Source organism: Pseudomonas entomophila L48 (genome assembly GCF_000026105.1).
GTDB classification, from domain to species: domain Bacteria; phylum Pseudomonadota; class Gammaproteobacteria; order Pseudomonadales; family Pseudomonadaceae; genus Aquipseudomonas; species Aquipseudomonas entomophila.
The window spans coordinates 2276649-2291810 of the sequence record NC_008027.1; the positions used below are offsets into that span (position 1 = coordinate 2276649).

At 66.2% G+C, this 15162-nt stretch carries 11 protein-coding genes; 3 read left to right on the forward strand and 8 right to left on the reverse strand.

The features are described from left to right. Window positions 1-4 precede the first annotated feature (4 nt). The 7 genes from PSEEN_RS10095 to PSEEN_RS10125 form a co-directional block, all read right to left on the reverse strand. Window positions 5-310, reverse strand: coding sequence for an NIPSNAP family protein (locus PSEEN_RS10095; RefSeq protein ID WP_011533395.1), 306 nt, complete (start codon window positions 308-310; stop codon window positions 5-7). 70 nt (window positions 311-380) lie between these two features. Then, the gene (locus PSEEN_RS10100; RefSeq protein ID WP_011533396.1) at window positions 381-959 is read right to left on the reverse strand and encodes a hypothetical protein; all 579 of its coding nucleotides are present in this window, start codon (window positions 957-959) and stop codon (window positions 381-383) included. Between the two features lie 175 nt (window positions 960-1134). Continuing rightward, window positions 1135-2151 carry an XdhC family protein gene (locus PSEEN_RS10105; protein WP_011533397.1) on the reverse strand — a complete coding sequence of 339 codons (1017 nt, stop codon included), beginning with the start codon at window positions 2149-2151 and terminating at the stop codon, window positions 1135-1137. 22 nt (window positions 2152-2173) lie between these two features. Beyond that, the gene (locus tag PSEEN_RS10110) at window positions 2174-3508 is read right to left on the reverse strand and encodes a c-type cytochrome (RefSeq protein ID WP_011533398.1); all 1335 of its coding nucleotides are present in this window, start codon (window positions 3506-3508) and stop codon (window positions 2174-2176) included. A gap of 18 nt (window positions 3509-3526) precedes the next feature. Next, complete coding sequence (locus tag PSEEN_RS10115; RefSeq protein WP_011533399.1) at window positions 3527-5773, reverse strand: xanthine dehydrogenase family protein molybdopterin-binding subunit; 2247 nt, start codon at window positions 5771-5773, stop codon at window positions 3527-3529. Next, window positions 5773-6228: a (2Fe-2S)-binding protein gene (locus tag PSEEN_RS10120; protein ID WP_011533400.1), complete on the reverse strand. Its 456-nt coding sequence runs from the start codon at window positions 6226-6228 to the stop codon at window positions 5773-5775. The genes PSEEN_RS10115 and PSEEN_RS10120 overlap by 1 nt, the downstream gene beginning before the upstream one ends. Before the next feature lie 249 nt (window positions 6229-6477). Beyond that, a complete protein-coding gene (locus PSEEN_RS10125) occupies window positions 6478-6951 on the reverse strand; it encodes a GNAT family N-acetyltransferase (RefSeq protein ID WP_011533401.1) in 474 nt (157 codons plus the stop codon). A 220-nt stretch (window positions 6952-7171) separates the two neighbouring features. Here PSEEN_RS10125 and PSEEN_RS10130 point away from each other — a divergent pair, with 220 nt between their 5' ends. The 3 genes from PSEEN_RS10130 to PSEEN_RS10140 all read left to right on the forward strand — a co-directional run bounded on the left by PSEEN_RS10130 (window position 7172) and on the right by PSEEN_RS10140 (window position 14209). Continuing rightward, window positions 7172-7813, forward strand: a complete 642-nt coding sequence (locus PSEEN_RS10130; RefSeq protein ID WP_011533402.1) for a LysE family translocator — start codon at window positions 7172-7174, stop codon at window positions 7811-7813. Between the two features lie 396 nt (window positions 7814-8209). Further along, window positions 8210-9913, forward strand: coding sequence for a ShlB/FhaC/HecB family hemolysin secretion/activation protein (locus tag PSEEN_RS10135; protein ID WP_373694281.1), 1704 nt, complete (start codon window positions 8210-8212; stop codon window positions 9911-9913). Between the two features lie 45 nt (window positions 9914-9958). Next, window positions 9959-14209: a hemagglutinin repeat-containing protein gene (locus tag PSEEN_RS10140; protein WP_011533404.1), complete on the forward strand. Its 4251-nt coding sequence runs from the start codon at window positions 9959-9961 to the stop codon at window positions 14207-14209. Between the two features lie 140 nt (window positions 14210-14349). On the opposite strand, the gene PSEEN_RS10145 is transcribed toward PSEEN_RS10140, so the two are convergent. Next, the gene (locus tag PSEEN_RS10145) at window positions 14350-15051 is read right to left on the reverse strand and encodes a YoaK family protein (RefSeq protein ID WP_011533405.1); all 702 of its coding nucleotides are present in this window, start codon (window positions 15049-15051) and stop codon (window positions 14350-14352) included. Window positions 15052-15162 lie beyond the last annotated feature (111 nt).

The window sequence follows — 15162 nt, forward strand, 5'->3', positions numbered from 1 at the left end:
GTGCTCAGCCAAGCATCGGGCGCAGGAAACTGCGCTCGTAGCTGAGGATGAAGCGCTGCTGCTCGGCCAGGGCAAAGGCGGCGATGCACTCAGGGTCGGTTTGCGAGGCTGTGCGGTACTGCTCGTAAGCCGCGAGGCTTTCGAAGCTGAACAGCGCGTAGGCGATGTTGTTGGCGCCTTCGCTGGGCAGGAAGTAGCCGTGGTGCACGCCGCCCATGCGGTTGACCAGATCGATCCAAAGCTTGCCGTAGGCCTCGAAGGCCGGGAGCTGGTACGGGTCGATGACGTACTTGAGGTGGCAGGTGATCATGGCGGGCATTCCTTTGAGTGGGCCGGATGGCCCACCTTACAGGCAAGCCCGCCACCAGGGCGAGGGGGATCTAGCGCGAGGTTTCCACACGCAGTACTTCCGTGTAGATGGCATCGACGGTCTGGCCGACCTTGAGGTTCTTCATGCGCGCCTGGAGCTCGGGCTTCTCGACCTTGACCACCTGCACCTTGCCCTCGGGCGGTAGCAGGGTGACTTCGTGGGTCTTCAGGTCGATCTTTTCGATCTTCGAGGTGACCCGCACCTGGCGGAACGCCTCGCCACCGGGGTTGGGGTTGTCCTTGGTGGCGCGAATGGTGCCGGACTCCTCACTGGCCTTTGGCGCGCCCCCCACCTTGGTGTCCAGTACATAGGCGATGGCCCGGGTCACATAGATGTCGACCTGGTCGCCGACCTTGAGGTTGGGCAGGGCCTTGGCCTTTTCGGTGAGCTGGAAGGTCACGTCCTTCTCATGGGGTCCCTTGACCGTCACCTGACGGTTGGCCAGGTCGATGGCGGTCACCTGGGTGGTGATGTGGCTTTCCAGCGCTTCGCTGGCGATGGGCAGTTCGGCGGCCTGGGCGGTGAAGCTGGCGGCGGACATCAATGAAGCTAGAGCGATGGCACGAGCGAGGGAACGGGTGGATTTCATGGGCCTGTCTTCCTTGTGGTCGATACCGGTGGGCTTTTGCGAGGTGAAGCATAGCCACTGGCAGGCAGAACGGGAGCAACGGCCCAACTTCTTGTGTAGGAGCCAGCCTTGCTGGCGAAGAAGTCCACACTGCCCCGAGATCCACGCTTGCCCTGTTCGCCAGCAAGGCTGGCTCCTACAAGTGCATGCCTTCAATCCCGCCTTTTGCCCGGGATACGTTGACCGCGCCCGGCAAATTGACTGCGTTCTTTGCCGCAAGCACTTCGGCCATCACGCTGACCGCGATCTCCGCCGGGGTCTTGCTGCCGATATAGATGCCGATGGGGCCGTGCAGGCGTTCGAGCGAGGCTTCGCTTTCCCCGAAATGCTCGATCAGCCGCTCGCGGCGCAGTTGGCTATTGCGCCGCGAGCCGATGGCACCGATGTAGAAGGCTGGGCTGTGCAAGGCCTCGAGCAGGGCCAGGTCGTCGAGTTTCGGGTCGTGGCTGACAGCGATGATGCAGGTGCGCAAGTCGGCCCTGAAGTCATGTGCCACGTCGTCCGGCATGCCCTTGAGGTGCTCCACGCCCGCGACCGACCAGGTGGCCATGTGTTCCGGCCGCGGGTCGCACACGGCCACCTTGAAACCATTGAACAGCGCCATCGTCGCCAGGTACTCGGCCAGCGCGCCAGCACCGATCAGCAGCATGCGGTAGCCGGGGCCGAGGGTATTGATCATATGCTGGCCATCGAAGCTGAACTGCTCCGGTGTGGTGGTGGTTTCGAGGCGGGTCGTGCCATCGGCCAGTGTCAGGTGCCGACGCATCAGGATGCCGTTGTCGAGTTGAGCAAGCAACTGCTGCAGCGGGGCTGGCGCGGGGCTGAATTCAAGGACCAGTTCCAGCGTGCCGCCACAGGGCAGCCCAAAGCGGTGAGCCTCATCGGCACTGACACCGTAGCGGATCACCTCGGGTGGCCCTTCCGGCAGTCCGCTGCCGCCATAAGTGGTGGTGTAACGGTGGATCAAGTCATCCTCGATGCAGCCGCCGGACACGCTGCCGATCACCCGGCCGTCGTTGCGCAGGGCCATCATCGAGCCGACCGGACGAGGGGATGAGCCCCAGGTGCGGGCGACGGTGACCAGCAGCACGCGGTGGCCGGCCTGGAGCCAGTCGTGGGTGGTGCGCAGGACCAGCAGGTCGATGCTTTCCATGGTGTCCTCGTGTGTCTGCAGGTCAGCGCATGTGCAGGATGATCGGGCTGCTGCTGGCCGGGTCGGTATGGCCGCGCAGCTTGCCGACCGCCTGGGCGTCCACCGCGCCGCCCTGGTTGCCCCAGGTGGCGCGGGCAAAGCTCAGCACCTCGGCGATCTGCTGATCCGATAACTGCTCGCGGAACGCCGGCATGCGATAGGCGTCCGGCACGCCGGCCGCGACGATGCGCTGCGAGCCATTGAGGGTGATATTGATCGCCGAGGCGTTCTCCTTCGCCAGCATCGAGGTGGCGCCCGCCAGCGGCGGCATCCATTCGGCCTGGCCCTTGCCATCCAGGCCATGGCAGCTGGCGCAGCGGGTCACGTAGGTATGTGCCCCCGGCGTGTCTATGCCCGCAGATACCGCTTGGTACTGCCACGGTGCGCCGTCACGTTGCAGGTCGCCGGGCAATGACTTGAGGTAGCGGGCGATCGCGGCCAGGTCATCATCGGTCATGAATTGCGTGGAGTTGTTGAACGCCTCGGTCATCGAACCGTACACCACGGCATGCTGGTTGCGCCCGGTCTTGAGGAACTGCACGATCTGCGCTTCGCTCCAGCGGCCCAGCCCGGTGTTGTGGTCCTGGCGCAAGCTGGGCGCGTACCAGCCATCGAGCAGGGCGCCGGCGAGGAAGGGCGCGCCCGCTTCGTCCAGGGCCTTCTCGTTGAAGGCCAGACCGCGCGGAGTATGGCAACTGCCACAGTGGCCGGGCCCCTGGACGATATAGGCGCCGCGATTCCACAACGGGTCCTGATCGGGTTTCTGTGCGTAGGGCGTGGTCGGCGCGAACAGGCCGTTCCACAGGGCGATGGGCCAGCGCAGGTTCAGCGGCCAGGGAATATCGCTGGGGATATTGGCTTCGGCAGCCGGTTGTACGCCTTTCATGAAGAATGCATAGAGCGCCCGCATGTCATCGTCGCTGAGCTTGACGTAGGACGGGTAGGGCATGGCCGGGTACAGCCGCCGCCCGCCCGGCGCGACGCCATGGCGCACGGCGCGGTCGAAGTCGGCCAGGCTATAGGCGCCAATGCCGTGCTCCGGGTCGGGGGTGATGTTGGTGGCATGGATCGCCCCCAGCGGCGTGGCCATCTCCAGCCCACCGGCAAACGGTGCCTTGCCGGGCAGGCTGTGGCAGGCCACGCAATCGCTGAGGCGGGCGACGTACTCGCCACGGCTGATCAGTGCAGCGTCGACGGTCTGCTCCTGGGGGAATGGCGAGACGGGCTCGCGGATGACGTACCAGGCCAGCAGGCCTGCCGCGACCAGGCACGGCAGGACCAGCCAGCCAGCGGCTCTGGCGAATCGGCTATTGCTCATTGGGCGGTCCTTGTCGTGTCAGCTGAACGTATGGCGGCTCAGGGGCATGCTGCGCACGCGCTGGCCGGTCAGCCGTGCCACGGCATTGGCCACTGCGGGCGCCACGGCCGGCAGCGGCGGTTCGCCAATGCCGCCCATCTTCGCCCCGCTTTCGACGATGCGCACATGCACCCGGGCCATGCGCGACGGCGGCAGCACCGGGTACAAGTCGTAGTTGCGCGCCCGTGGCATGCCGTTGAGCCACACCGCCTCTTCCAGCAGCACCTGGGACAAGCCCAGGGATACCGCACCGTTGACCTGCGCCTCGATGATTGCCGGGTTGACGATGCTGCCTGGGTCGATGGCCTGCCAGATGTCGTGCACCTTGACCTGGCCGCCCTCCAGCGAGACTTCGGCGATCACCGCCGCTTCAGAGCCGAACGGCGAGGCCATGGCCACGCCGCGGGCGCGCCGGCTGCCGTCCTCGGCGGTGAACGGGCCGCGCTTCCAGCCACCGGACAATTCGCCCACCGCCTGCAGCAGCGTGGTCAGGCGCGGATTTTCGCGCAGCAGGTGCAGGCGCAGTTCGAAGGGGTCGTGGCCGCCTTTGTCAGCCAGTTCGTCAAGGAACGATTCGTAGAAGAAGTCGTTCAGCGAGTTGCCCACCGAGCGCCAGTAACCCAGCATGGCCGGGCCTTTGACGTAGATCTGTGCGATGCGTTTGTTGGCGATGGCGTAGGCTTTGCCCGACAGCCCTTCCAGGGCGGTGGGATCGACCTTGTCGCCCTGCTTGCCGGCGATGGCCTCGGTCGGGCCTTCTGTCGCGCTGATCGCCTCGATGGCCACCGGCAGACCCTTGTCGTCCAGCCCGGCGCGGAACTTGACCACGGCCATGGGCCGCATGGCATCGCGCAGGAACTCTTCCTCGCGGCTCCAGATCAGTTTCACCGGCCGCCCCACGGCCTTGGCCAGGGCGATGGCCTGCGGGTAGGGGTTGGCCGAGTCGTACAGGAAGTGCCGGCCGAAGAAGCCGCCGAGCAGTGGCGAGTGCAGGGTGATGCGGGCTGGGTCCAGGCCGGTGCGCTTGGCGATGTCGTCGCGGAACATGTCCTGCGCCTGGTTGGGCAGCCACACCTCCAGCGAACCGTCGGGGTTGAAGCGGGCGGTGGCGGAGGGCGGTTCCAGCTGCGCATGGTTGAGGAACTGATTGTGGTAGGTGGCCTCGACCGTGGTCTTGGCGCCGGCCAGGGCGGCGGCCACGTCGCCTTCGTTCTCTTCATCGCGGCTCGGCCCGGTCTGGGCAGCCAGGTGGTCGCGCCAGCCGTCGCTGGAGAAGTCGGCGGGCATCGGCCGCACCTGGCTGTCGGCGCCGGGCGCTTGCCAGTCCACCTGCAGCGCTTCCACGGCGCGCTTGGCGTGCCACCAGCGCTCGGCGACCACCGCCACCGCGCCGGGCAACTGATGCACCGAGTGCACGCCTTTCATGGCCTTGACCTGGTCTTCGTTGCGCAGGCTGCCTACGGTCATGCCCAGGCGTGGTGCATGCTGCACGGCGGCGTGGAGCATGCCGTCGACCTTGATGTCGATGCTGTAGATCGCCTTGCCGGTGGACTTGTCTTGGGCGTCGAGGCGCGGCACCGGCTTGCCGATCCAGCGGAACTGGCCGGGGTCGCGCAGGGTGACGCTGGCCGGGTCCGGCACCGGCAGGTCCATGGCCTTGGCGGCCAGTTCGCCATAGCCCAGCTCACGGCCCGAAGCCGTGTGCACGACCTTGCCGGGTTTCGTGGTCAGTTCACTGACCGGAACACCCCATTGCGCGGCACCGGACTGCAGCAGCATGGCCCGGGCCAGGGCACCGAGGCGGCGCATGGTCGGGTAGCTCATGCGCACCGACATGCTGCCGCCGGTGATGCGCCAACCGTTTTCCATCACCACGTAGGCTTCACCCGGTGGGGCGCTGTCGACCACGAAGGTGGCGGGGTCGGCATCCAGCTCCTCGCCGATGATCTGCGCCATGGCGGTATTGATGCCTTGCCCGCCTTCCATGAAGGGGCTGAGCAGGTGCACGCTGCCGTCCGGGCGGATTTCCAGGAAGGCCGGCACCTGGGTGCCGCGTTCGGTCGTGGCGGCGGCTGCCTGAGCCCGTGCCGAACCCAGCGGCAAACCGAAGCCCAGTACCAGCGCGCCAATGGCGGTGCCCGCCAGGAAGCGTCGGCGCGACAGGTTGACGGTTTCGCCGTTGCGTAAGCGCAACAGGTCATCGGAGGAATCGATACGCGCATTCATCAGGCGTTCTCCCCTTGGGCCAGGTCGTGCACGGCGGCATGGATGGCGTTGTAGGTGCCGCAGCGGCACAGGTTGACCATGGCCGCGTCGATCTGCGCATCGCTCGGTTTGGGGGTGTGCTTGAGCAGCGCGGTGGCCGCCATCACCTGGCCGGACTGGCAGTAGCCGCACTGGGCCACCTGGTGCTCGACCCAGGCGGCGACCACGCGCTTGCCGACCGCGTCCTGCTCGATGGCCTCGATGGTGGTGATTTCGCGGCCGACCACGCCGGCCACCGGGGTGACACAGGCGCGCACCACATTGCCGTCCACCAGCACCGAACAGGCGCCGCATTGGGCCAGGCCGCAGCCATATTTGGTGCCGGTCAGGCCCAGGTCGTCGCGGATCACCCAGAGCAAGGGCGTGTCGGCGTCGGCCTCGACCTGATAGGTCTGCTGGTTGATGCGTAGTTCCATGGGCTCACCTGCTGATCATCGGTTGGTTTCGCGGCAGGGGAATACGTTGTTCCCCAATCTGGAAACGCTAGCACAGGGGCGTCGGTGCGGAACCGATCCAGCCCACGCGCCAGAGGATCAGGCAAGCAATTCGGCGGAATGCGCAAGCGCAGTCCATTGGGCCGCGCCATACCTGTAGGAGCCGGCTTGCCGGCGAAAGGGTCAGTACCGTCAACCCAGAACAGTGGCTCGCGCAGGGGGCATGGCATGTCAGGGGGCAGTGGCGGCAAGGTCACGAGACATGAGCCAGTGCGCCTCGCCCCATGCCTCGAACCGCTCCACCAGGCGCCATCCACGCTTCGCGTAGTAGGCGTGCTGGTCATGGGTATGCAGGTACAGCGTCGAGACCCCGCCGTCACGGGCGTGATGACAGATCCCTTCGATCAACCGTTCGGCGAGCCCCTGGCCACGTGCCTGCGGGCTGACGAACACGCAAGCCAGCCAGGGCCCGAGCTCCGGTCGTTCGGGCAGGTCGTCGACGGCCAATGCGGCACTGCCCAGCAACCGGTCGCCGTCCAGCGCCACCAGGCACTTCCACTTGCCATTGCGCTGCCCTTCGGCGAACTCGCATTGCCAGGCTGGCAAGGGGAAATCCTGGAACTCATAGTGGAACTGCGCGTGCAGCCATTGCGCCAAGGTGTCGCAATGGGCCATGTGGTATTCGAGCCAATCCAGGCGGGGCATCGGTAGTTCCTTTTCTTGTTATCGATCACAGGGCGGCATCATGGCGCATTTCTGGTGTCTGGTGGTGCTGTGGGGCATCTGTAGGAGCGGGTTTACCCGCGAAGACGGTAGTGTGTTCGCCGACGCATTCGCGGGTGACGTGGCATTGTTCGAGGGCCGCCGCTTTTCATCATGGCTCCGCTGTATGATGCGGGTTCCGTAGCCTTGCACGAGCCTGAACATGGACACTCACTCGCTTCTCGCCTTCACCCTGGTTGCCGCGATCGCCATCGCCAGCCCAGGCCCCGCCACGCTCATGGCGATCAACAACAGCCTGGCCCACGGGCAACGCAGCGCGGTGTGGTCGTCGCTGGGTAACGCCACCGGGCTGTTCTGCCTGTCGGCGGCGGCGATGCTCGGGCTGGGGGCGTTGCTGGCCAGTTCGGAAATGCTGTTCAACGCGGTCAAGGTCATTGGCGCCGGCTACCTGTTCTACCTCGGCACACGGCAACTGCTGAAGAAGAACCCGATGCTGGTCGAAGGCGTGGAGGAGGGCGCGGGCAAGCGCCGGCCGACACCGTTGAAACTGTACAAGTCGGCGTTCCTGACCGCGGTCACCAACCCCAAGGCGACGATGTTCTTCACCGCGCTGTTCCCGCAGTTCATCGACCAAGGCGCGGCATTGCTGCCGCAGTTCCTGATCCTCACCGGAATCTTCATCCTGCTGTCGCTGACCTCCCTGAGCCTGTACGCCGCGCTCGCCGCACGGGCCAAGGGCGTACTGACCCGGCCGTCGCTGTCGCGCTGGGTGAGCCGGGTGGTGGGCTCGACCTTCATCGGGTTTGGCGCGGCGATCCTGGCGATGCGTCGGCAGGCGGCCTGAACGACTTTTCATGACGGGGCGCCTCGCGCCCCGTACTGCAACTTCCCCGCGTAATGGTCTTGATGACCGTCCCTCTTCGAATCCCACTCTAAAGTTGTTGCCCGGTGATTCGTGTCTATTTGAAAGCGGGCATTCTGCTTTCGTCTGATTGTTCGACAATCCTTGTTTCGTGTTTTATGGAACCTGCGAGGCAGATGGGTTTGCGTAGGTTGCTATCAAAATGATGTGCAACTAATCGCCGAACTAATGACGCCAATTTTTCGAACTTTCTCAAGTTTCAAGACGAGGGCCGATAACCTGAAGTAGGCACGCCGGAAAGTTAAAAAATCCGACTGCCTGAATGCGTTAGTTGTGCAGTTCTGTCCGAATGGGTGTTGTATGTTGTACCTGCCTGCCATGTCCCGCCGTCCCGCCACGCCCAGCCGGTTGTTGCCTGCCATGGGGCTGTGTTTGTGTGCCGGTCTTGCGCACGCCGAAACCGTCGGCCCGGGCCAGGAAGTGCTGCGCCAACAGCAACAGCAGCAGACCGACCTGCAACAGTTGCAGTTGGAGCAACGCCGTCGACAACTGCAACGCGGCGCGTTTGGCCCCTCGGCGACGACACCGCAGACGCCCCAGGCCGTGACCCCCGATGCACAGTGCTGGCCACTGGCGGGCGTGCGTGTCGGTGGCGTCACGCTGATCGACCGCGCCGCGCTCAACGCCCGTATCGAGCCCCTGGTCACCCCTTGCATGGGCGTGGGCCAGATCAATCACCTGCTGGCGACCCTCACCGCGCTGTATGTCGAGAAGGGCTATATCGCCAGCCGGCCTTACCTGAGCAGCGCTCCCGCCGCAGGGCATTCGCTGGATATTCTGGTCGACGAAGGCTACCTGGAGGCCATCGAACTGGCCGACCAGCGCCTGCCGGTGTCCCTGGCCGGCGCCTTCCCCGGCATGCTGGGCGAGCCGCTGAACCTGCGCGACCTGGAGCAGGGCCTGGACCAGCTCAACCGCCTGCGTTCGGTCGACCTGACCGCCGATATCGCCCCGGGCAGCCAGCCCGGCGCCTCGCGGATCGTCTTGCGTTCACGCAGCGCCGGTCAGCCGCGGGTGGCCATGGGGCTGGGCCTGGACAACCTGGGCAGCGCCGGCACCGGTCGCGACCGCCAGGTGCTCAGCCTGAGCCTGGACAACCCGCTGGCGCTCAACGACCTGCTTAGCCTTAGCGCCAGCGACACCCTCAACCAGGGCGATCGCTACAGCCGCAATGCCAGCCTTTACTACGCCATCCCCTACGGCTACTGGACCTTCAGCCTGTTCGCCAGCCATGCCGAGTACCGCTCGCCGTTCAAGCTCAGCAGCGTCACCCTGCACAGCACCGGCATCACCGACCAGCTCAGCCTGCGCAGTGAGCGTGTGCTCTGGCGTGACCAGCAGCACCAGCTGAGCGCCAACCTGCAGCTGGCGCACAAGGAGGTCGACACGGAGTTCGCCAAGGTGCGGCTGGATGTGCAGAGCCCGACCCTGACGGTGGCCGAGGCCGGGCTCAACCTGTTCTGGCTCGACCGCGCCGTGTGGAACCTCGACGTCAACTATGCCCAGGGCCTGCGTTGGCTCGGCGCCGACGACGATGGCCGGCGCCTGAACGGTGACCTGCCCAAGGCGCAGTTCCACAAGTACCGCGCCAGCCTCGGCCAGTGGCGCAACGGCCAGCTCGGCGGGCAGGCCTGGCAATGGCAGAGCCAGCTCAACCTGCAGTACAGCCCCGACCCGCTGCCGGCCATCGAGCAGTTGCTCGGCACCGACGATTCCGCCGTGCGCGGCTATCGGGTCAACAGCATGTCCGGTGCCAGCGGAGCGATCTGGCGCAACACCTTGCGCCTGCCCCTACGCCATGACGGGCCCTTTGCGATCACCCCGCGCATTGGCCTCGACCATGGCTGGATCAAGGCCGACCACGGCGCCTCTAGCCAACGCCTGAGCGGTGCCAGTGTCGGCCTGAGCCTGGGCTACAAGGCCCTGCAGATCGATGTCGACTACCAGCGTGGTCTGACCACGCCCAGTGGCCTGCGCCACGAACCCGAAGTCTGGCTGTTCCGGGCCGGCCTGCAGATCTGACCGCGATCGCGCAGTGAATTGCAGCACCTACATGGAGAGTGACCTATGCCAAAGAACACCTTTGCCTTCCACCTTTCACCGCAGGGCAAACTGCGCTGGGCAATTGCCAGCCTGTTTCTCGTTGCCAGCCTGCCGCAGGCATTGGCCGAAGGCGTGGTAGTGGCGCCCGGCCCCGGTGGCACGGCGCAATTGCAGACCCAGGGTGGCGTGCCCATCGTCAATATCGTCGCGCCCAATGGCGCAGGGCTGTCCCATAACCAGTTCCTCGACTACAACGTCGACCGCCAGGGCCTGGTGCTGAACAACGCCTTGCAGGCTGGCAATTCCCAGCTCGCCGGCCAGCTGGCGGCCAACCCGCAGTTCCAGGGCCAGGCGGCGAGCGTGATCCTCAACGAAGTGGTCAGCCGCAACCCGTCGGCCATCAACGGCGCCCAGGAAATCTTCGGCCGCGCCGCCGACTATGTGCTGGCCAACCCCAATGGCATCTCGGTCAATGGCGCCAGTTTCATCAACACGCCCAATGCCAGCCTGGTGGTCGGCCGGCCGGAGTTGAACGAGGGCAAGCTGAGGAGCCTGACTACCCAGGACGCCAGCGGCCAACTGCAGGTGCAGGGTGGCGGGCTGCGCAACGATGGCGGTTCGGTCAACCTGATCGCCCCACGCATCGACAGCAAAGGGCGCCTGGATGCGCGTGACCAGCTCAACCTGACCGCGGGTCGCCAGCAGGTGGATTACGCCAGCGGGCAGGTCACCCACGTCGACCCAAGCGCCAACACCACCGAGCAGCGTATCGACGCCAGCTTGTTCGGCGCGATGCAGGCCGGGCGCATCAACATTGTCAGCACCGCCCAGGGCGCGGGCGTGCGTGTTGGTGCCGTGCAGGTCGAAGGGCGTGACGGCGTGCGCATCGATTCGGCCGGCGACCTGAACATCAGTGGCGCGGCCGTGGCCGACAAGCTGGAGGCAACCCGTGCCGGTGTCCACAGCAGCCAAGGCGATGTCGGGCTGCGCAGCGGTCAGGACCTGACTCTGGCCGCCGCCGATGTCAGCGGGCGCGATGTCGGTCTCGACGCCGGGCGCAACCTCACCTTGAGCACCGTGCAGAGCCGCAAGCTCCAGGAAAAACGCGAGAACTGGCGCAGCGGCGCGCTGGGCATCGACTGGGAAACCTACCAGCGCACCCAGACCGACAGTGACACCCGCGAGCACGGCACCCAGGTCGTGGCCCGGCGCGACGCCCAGCTGAAGTCGGGGCAGGACTCGCTGCTCAATGCCGCCAACGTCGAAGCGCCAGGCCACCTGAGCGTGAACAGCGGTGGCGACCTGCGCGTGACTGCGGCCACCGAGCGTCACGTGCAGACCGACCAGGGCAAGCACACCAAGGGCTTCTGGAAGGCCGATTGGGACACCCGCAGCGAAGAACAGCGCAGTGTCACCAGCCAGCTCAAGGGTGGCGACATCGAGCTGCGCGCCAAGGCGGCGGTGCTGGCCGAGGGTGCACAGCTGGCCAGCGGCAAGGACATCCGCATCGACGGCAAGCAGGTGAAGATCAACAACGCCTCGCGCACCGACCAACGCGACAGCCAGAACCAGCAGAGCAAGTTCTTCGGCGTCAGCCACAACGAAGCCAAGCAGAACACCCGGGAAAGCACCTCGGTGCGCAGCGAACTGGTGGCCGGTGGCAACGTCGGCCTGAACAGCACCGAAGGCATCGATGTGGTCGGCTCGACGGTCAAGGCCAGCGGTAAGTTGAACGCCGAGGCGGCGGGCGATGTGAAGGTCACCTCGGCCCAGGACACTCGTGAACAAAGCAGTGCCAGCAGCAATCGAGGTTTCGTGGCCTCTGCCAAGGAAACGGCGCCTGGCTCCGGTCAGTATCGTGCGGGCGTGGGGTATGTCAGCGAGCAGCAGGGGGCGACCCGCACCGACGTCAAGCAGCAAGGCTCGAGCCTCAGCGGCAGCGAGGTGCAGGTCAATGCCGGTGGCGAGCTGGCGCTCAAGGGCGCGACGGTGAAGTCCACGTCCGGCGACACCACCCTGACCGGCAAGCAGGTGTCTTTGCTGGCCGAGCAGGATCGCCACAGTGAATCCAGCGACAGCAGCCGCACTTCAGGGGGTGTCTACCTCACCGCCGGCCTCGATCGCGCGGGCGCCGGGGTCGATTTCGCCCATGGCACGCAGCAGGACGCCGCGAGCACGACGACTGCGAAGACCACCGGCGTGGACAGCGCTGGCAAGCTGACGATCAAGGCCGATACCCTGGCCAGCGAAGGCGCGCAGGTGAACAGCGCCGGTCAATTGAGCGTCACCGCCAACCAGGTGGACAACCGCGCGGCCAGCGATACCACCAGCAGCAGCCACCAGCAGAGCAACTGGTCGGCGGATGTCGGTGTCAACGTCGAGTACAAGGACATCGCCCGGCCGATCGCCGGCGTGGTCAAGGATGTGGTCGATGGCAAGGTCACGGTCAAGGACGCGCTCGACGGCAAGCTGCCGCTCAAGGACGTCAAGGATGTACTGGACGGCAAGACCTCGCTGACCGACGCCCTGGGCAAGCTGGGCACGCCGAACCTGGGCGTCGACCTGGCCGTTGGGCATGCCAGCGAGCAGCGCAGCGAACAGACCGGCACCGCAGTGGTCGGCCAGTTCAATGGCCAGGGCGTCGAGCTGAACGTGGCCGGCGCATTGAAGGACCAGGGCACCCAGTACAACGCCAACGGTGGTGTGCTGAGCGTCAAGGCGGGTTCGCTGCAGGCCGAGGCGGCCAGCAACACCCACAGCCGCACCGAGCAGCAGGTGAATGCCGATGTATCCGCCCGGGTCTACACCAAGACCGGTGAGGACCTGAACGTGACCGCCAACGGTTCGGGGGGCAGCAAGTCCCTGGCTGAAGACAAGTCCACTGCCGTGGTTGGCAGCTACACCGGCAGCCAGGGCCTGAACATCCAGGTCGGTGGCGATGCGCGCTTCGAAGGCAGCCGCTTCGACGGTGGCCAGGGCGCCGTGGCCGTCACCACCGGTGGCAAGCTGGCCCTGGACCAGGCCAACAACCATGAGCGTCGCGACAGCGGCAGCCTCGGTGGCAGCGGTTCGCTGACCGTTGGCACCTTGCCGGTGGGCGACAAGATCGACCTGGGGGCCGGGTTCCAGCTCGACCATGCCGGTGAGCACATTGTCGACAGCAAGGCCCAGGTGGCGAGCATCAAGGGCAGTGGCTCGGTGCAGCTGGCTAGCGGTGGTGACCAGGTACTGCAAGGTACGCGCATCGACGCGGGCGGCCCGGTCACGGTCAAGGCCGGTGGCGCGCTCGACCTGCAAGCGGCCAGCGACACCCGGACCGTCACCGGCAGCCACCTGGGCGGCGGCCTCAACCTCGGCGGCAAGGCCGCCACTGGTGAACAAGGCCGTGACCTGAGTGGCAAGCTGGGCGGCAACTTCAATGTAGGGCAGACCAACGAGCGCTCGCAGACCCTGACCGGTGGCCAGCTCGATAGCCGTGGCACTGTGGGCCTGGAAGGCCAGTCGGTGCACCTGCAGGGCACGCAGGTTGGCGCGGTAGGCGTCAACGTCGCGGCAGGCGAGGGCGGCCTGGTGCTGGAGTCGGCGCAGTCCACCCAGCGCCGCGGCAACTGGGGCGTCGACCTGAAGGCCGGCAGCAACCTGAGCCGCAACACGCCAGCGGATGCCGCGCAACAGGTCACCACGTCGAAAGATTTCGACCTGGGCGGCAAGGTGCACGTCGACTACCTGCAAGGCGCCACCCAGCAGAACAGCCACATCACCGCCGGCGAAGTGACGCTGAACAGTACCGGCGCGGCGCAGCTCAGCGGCGCACGGGTCGATGGCCAGCAGGTCGGTGGCAAGCTGGCCGGTGGGCTGACGGTCCAGGACCGCCAGGACACCACCACGTCGGTTCGTCTTGATCTAGGCGCAGGCCTGGCCGGCAAGCCGGGCAAGGCGAAGGAGGGCCAGGACAAGGAGGGCCAGGAGAAGGCCGGCTTCGACTACACGCCGTCTTTCAACGCCCAGGGCGAGTTCATGCGCAAGGCAGCTACCAAGGAGGCGTCGCACATTGCGAGTGAGCGCAACCTGGCGCTGGAAGGCCAGGGTGTCGAGCAGGCCGGGACGCTGATCGGTGCCCAGGTGAAGCCGCTGGGCTATGAGGTCAAGGCCACGCTGGACCTGCCCAAGTTGCCTGAGGGGGGTGTGCCGAGCGTTTCGCTGGACAACGGCAAGCTGAAGGTCGGCCCTGTCACGGTGGAAGGCCATGTTGACGGCCTGACCACCAAGGGCTGATCGACACCCACCGCAGGAGCCAGCATGCCGGCTCCTGCGGTGGTCGGCGCGGTCCCTTTAGGAGCGGGTTTACCCGCGAATGCGAAGGTGAACTCACCGGCGTATTCGCGGGTAAACCCGTTCTCACAGGGCCTTGCCGATCAACGGGGCATGTAGCCCAACTGCCAGGCCCTGGGGATGAACCGCGTCACCAGGGCCAACAGGCAGGCCAGGGCACAGCTGGCCGCCAACGCCCGCAATCCGAGTCTGTGCTCCAGCCAGGCCCCCATCGCCGCACCCAGCAGCATGCCGCTCCACGGCACCAACTGCACGCGCCAGCCATGCCGGCGTTCACCCAACAGCCAGCGCCCGAGCCCGCGCCCGAACCGCGAAAGCGCCCCGGTTACGTAGGTCAGGCCGATGGGCAGGCCATTCACCTGTTCGACCACGGCATTGAGCATGCCCATGGCGAGAATCGTCGTGACCAGCGCCGCGAAGGTCGACGTCCCGGGCCAGGCGGCGGCGAAGGCAAGCAGCGCGGCGACCAGCAACAGCAACGGCGAGGCCCGTCGGCGGAATTGCCGGGCCAGCAGCACACCCATGGCATTACCCAATACGAAGCTGAGGATCGCCAGGGCCAGGCGCAGCATCAGGGCGAAGTCCGCCTGGCTGATCGCCACGGCCAGGCGGGTGGTGTTGCCGCTCATGAACGAGACGAAGTCCCCCAACGCCAGCAGGCCGATCGCGTCGGTCATGCCCGCCAGCACCGAAAGCCCGGCCACCAACCCAAGGCCGACCCGCCCGCGCAGTACTTGCAACCTGACCCGACGGGCGCTGTGCAGGGAGGAGGCGGTGGGCAGCATGCGAGGTATCTCCGGTACAGGACGGGGCGGGACCCCGATCATATACCTGGCGTCATGTTGGCGGCTGCCCACAGAGGGGTCATGTTATGGCTCGGTTGCGTGAGGCCATTG

Excerpts from the sequence above, each read along its gene's own strand:
- PSEEN_RS10110 (WP_011533398.1), bottom strand. The coding sequence starts at position 3,508 with ATGAGCAATAGCCGATTCGCCAGAGCCGCTGGCTGGCTGGTCCTGCCG.
- PSEEN_RS10105 (WP_011533397.1), bottom strand. The coding sequence starts at position 2,151 with ATGGAAAGCATCGACCTGCTGGTCCTGCGCACCACCCACGACTGGCTC.
- PSEEN_RS10140 (WP_011533404.1), top strand. The coding sequence starts at position 9,959 with ATGCCAAAGAACACCTTTGCCTTCCACCTTTCACCGCAGGGCAAACTG.
- PSEEN_RS10125 (WP_011533401.1), bottom strand. The coding sequence starts at position 6,951 with ATGCCCCGCCTGGATTGGCTCGAATACCACATGGCCCATTGCGACACC.
- PSEEN_RS10135 (WP_373694281.1), top strand. The coding sequence starts at position 8,210 with ATGTCCCGCCGTCCCGCCACGCCCAGCCGGTTGTTGCCTGCCATGGGG.
- PSEEN_RS10145 (WP_011533405.1), bottom strand. The coding sequence starts at position 15,051 with ATGCTGCCCACCGCCTCCTCCCTGCACAGCGCCCGTCGGGTCAGGTTG.
- PSEEN_RS10100 (WP_011533396.1), bottom strand. The coding sequence starts at position 959 with ATGAAATCCACCCGTTCCCTCGCTCGTGCCATCGCTCTAGCTTCATTG.
- PSEEN_RS10120 (WP_011533400.1), bottom strand. The coding sequence starts at position 6,228 with ATGGAACTACGCATCAACCAGCAGACCTATCAGGTCGAGGCCGACGCC.
- PSEEN_RS10130 (WP_011533402.1), top strand. The coding sequence starts at position 7,172 with ATGGACACTCACTCGCTTCTCGCCTTCACCCTGGTTGCCGCGATCGCC.
- PSEEN_RS10095 (WP_011533395.1), bottom strand. The coding sequence starts at position 310 with ATGATCACCTGCCACCTCAAGTACGTCATCGACCCGTACCAGCTCCCG.
- PSEEN_RS10115 (WP_011533399.1), bottom strand. The coding sequence starts at position 5,773 with ATGAATGCGCGTATCGATTCCTCCGATGACCTGTTGCGCTTACGCAAC.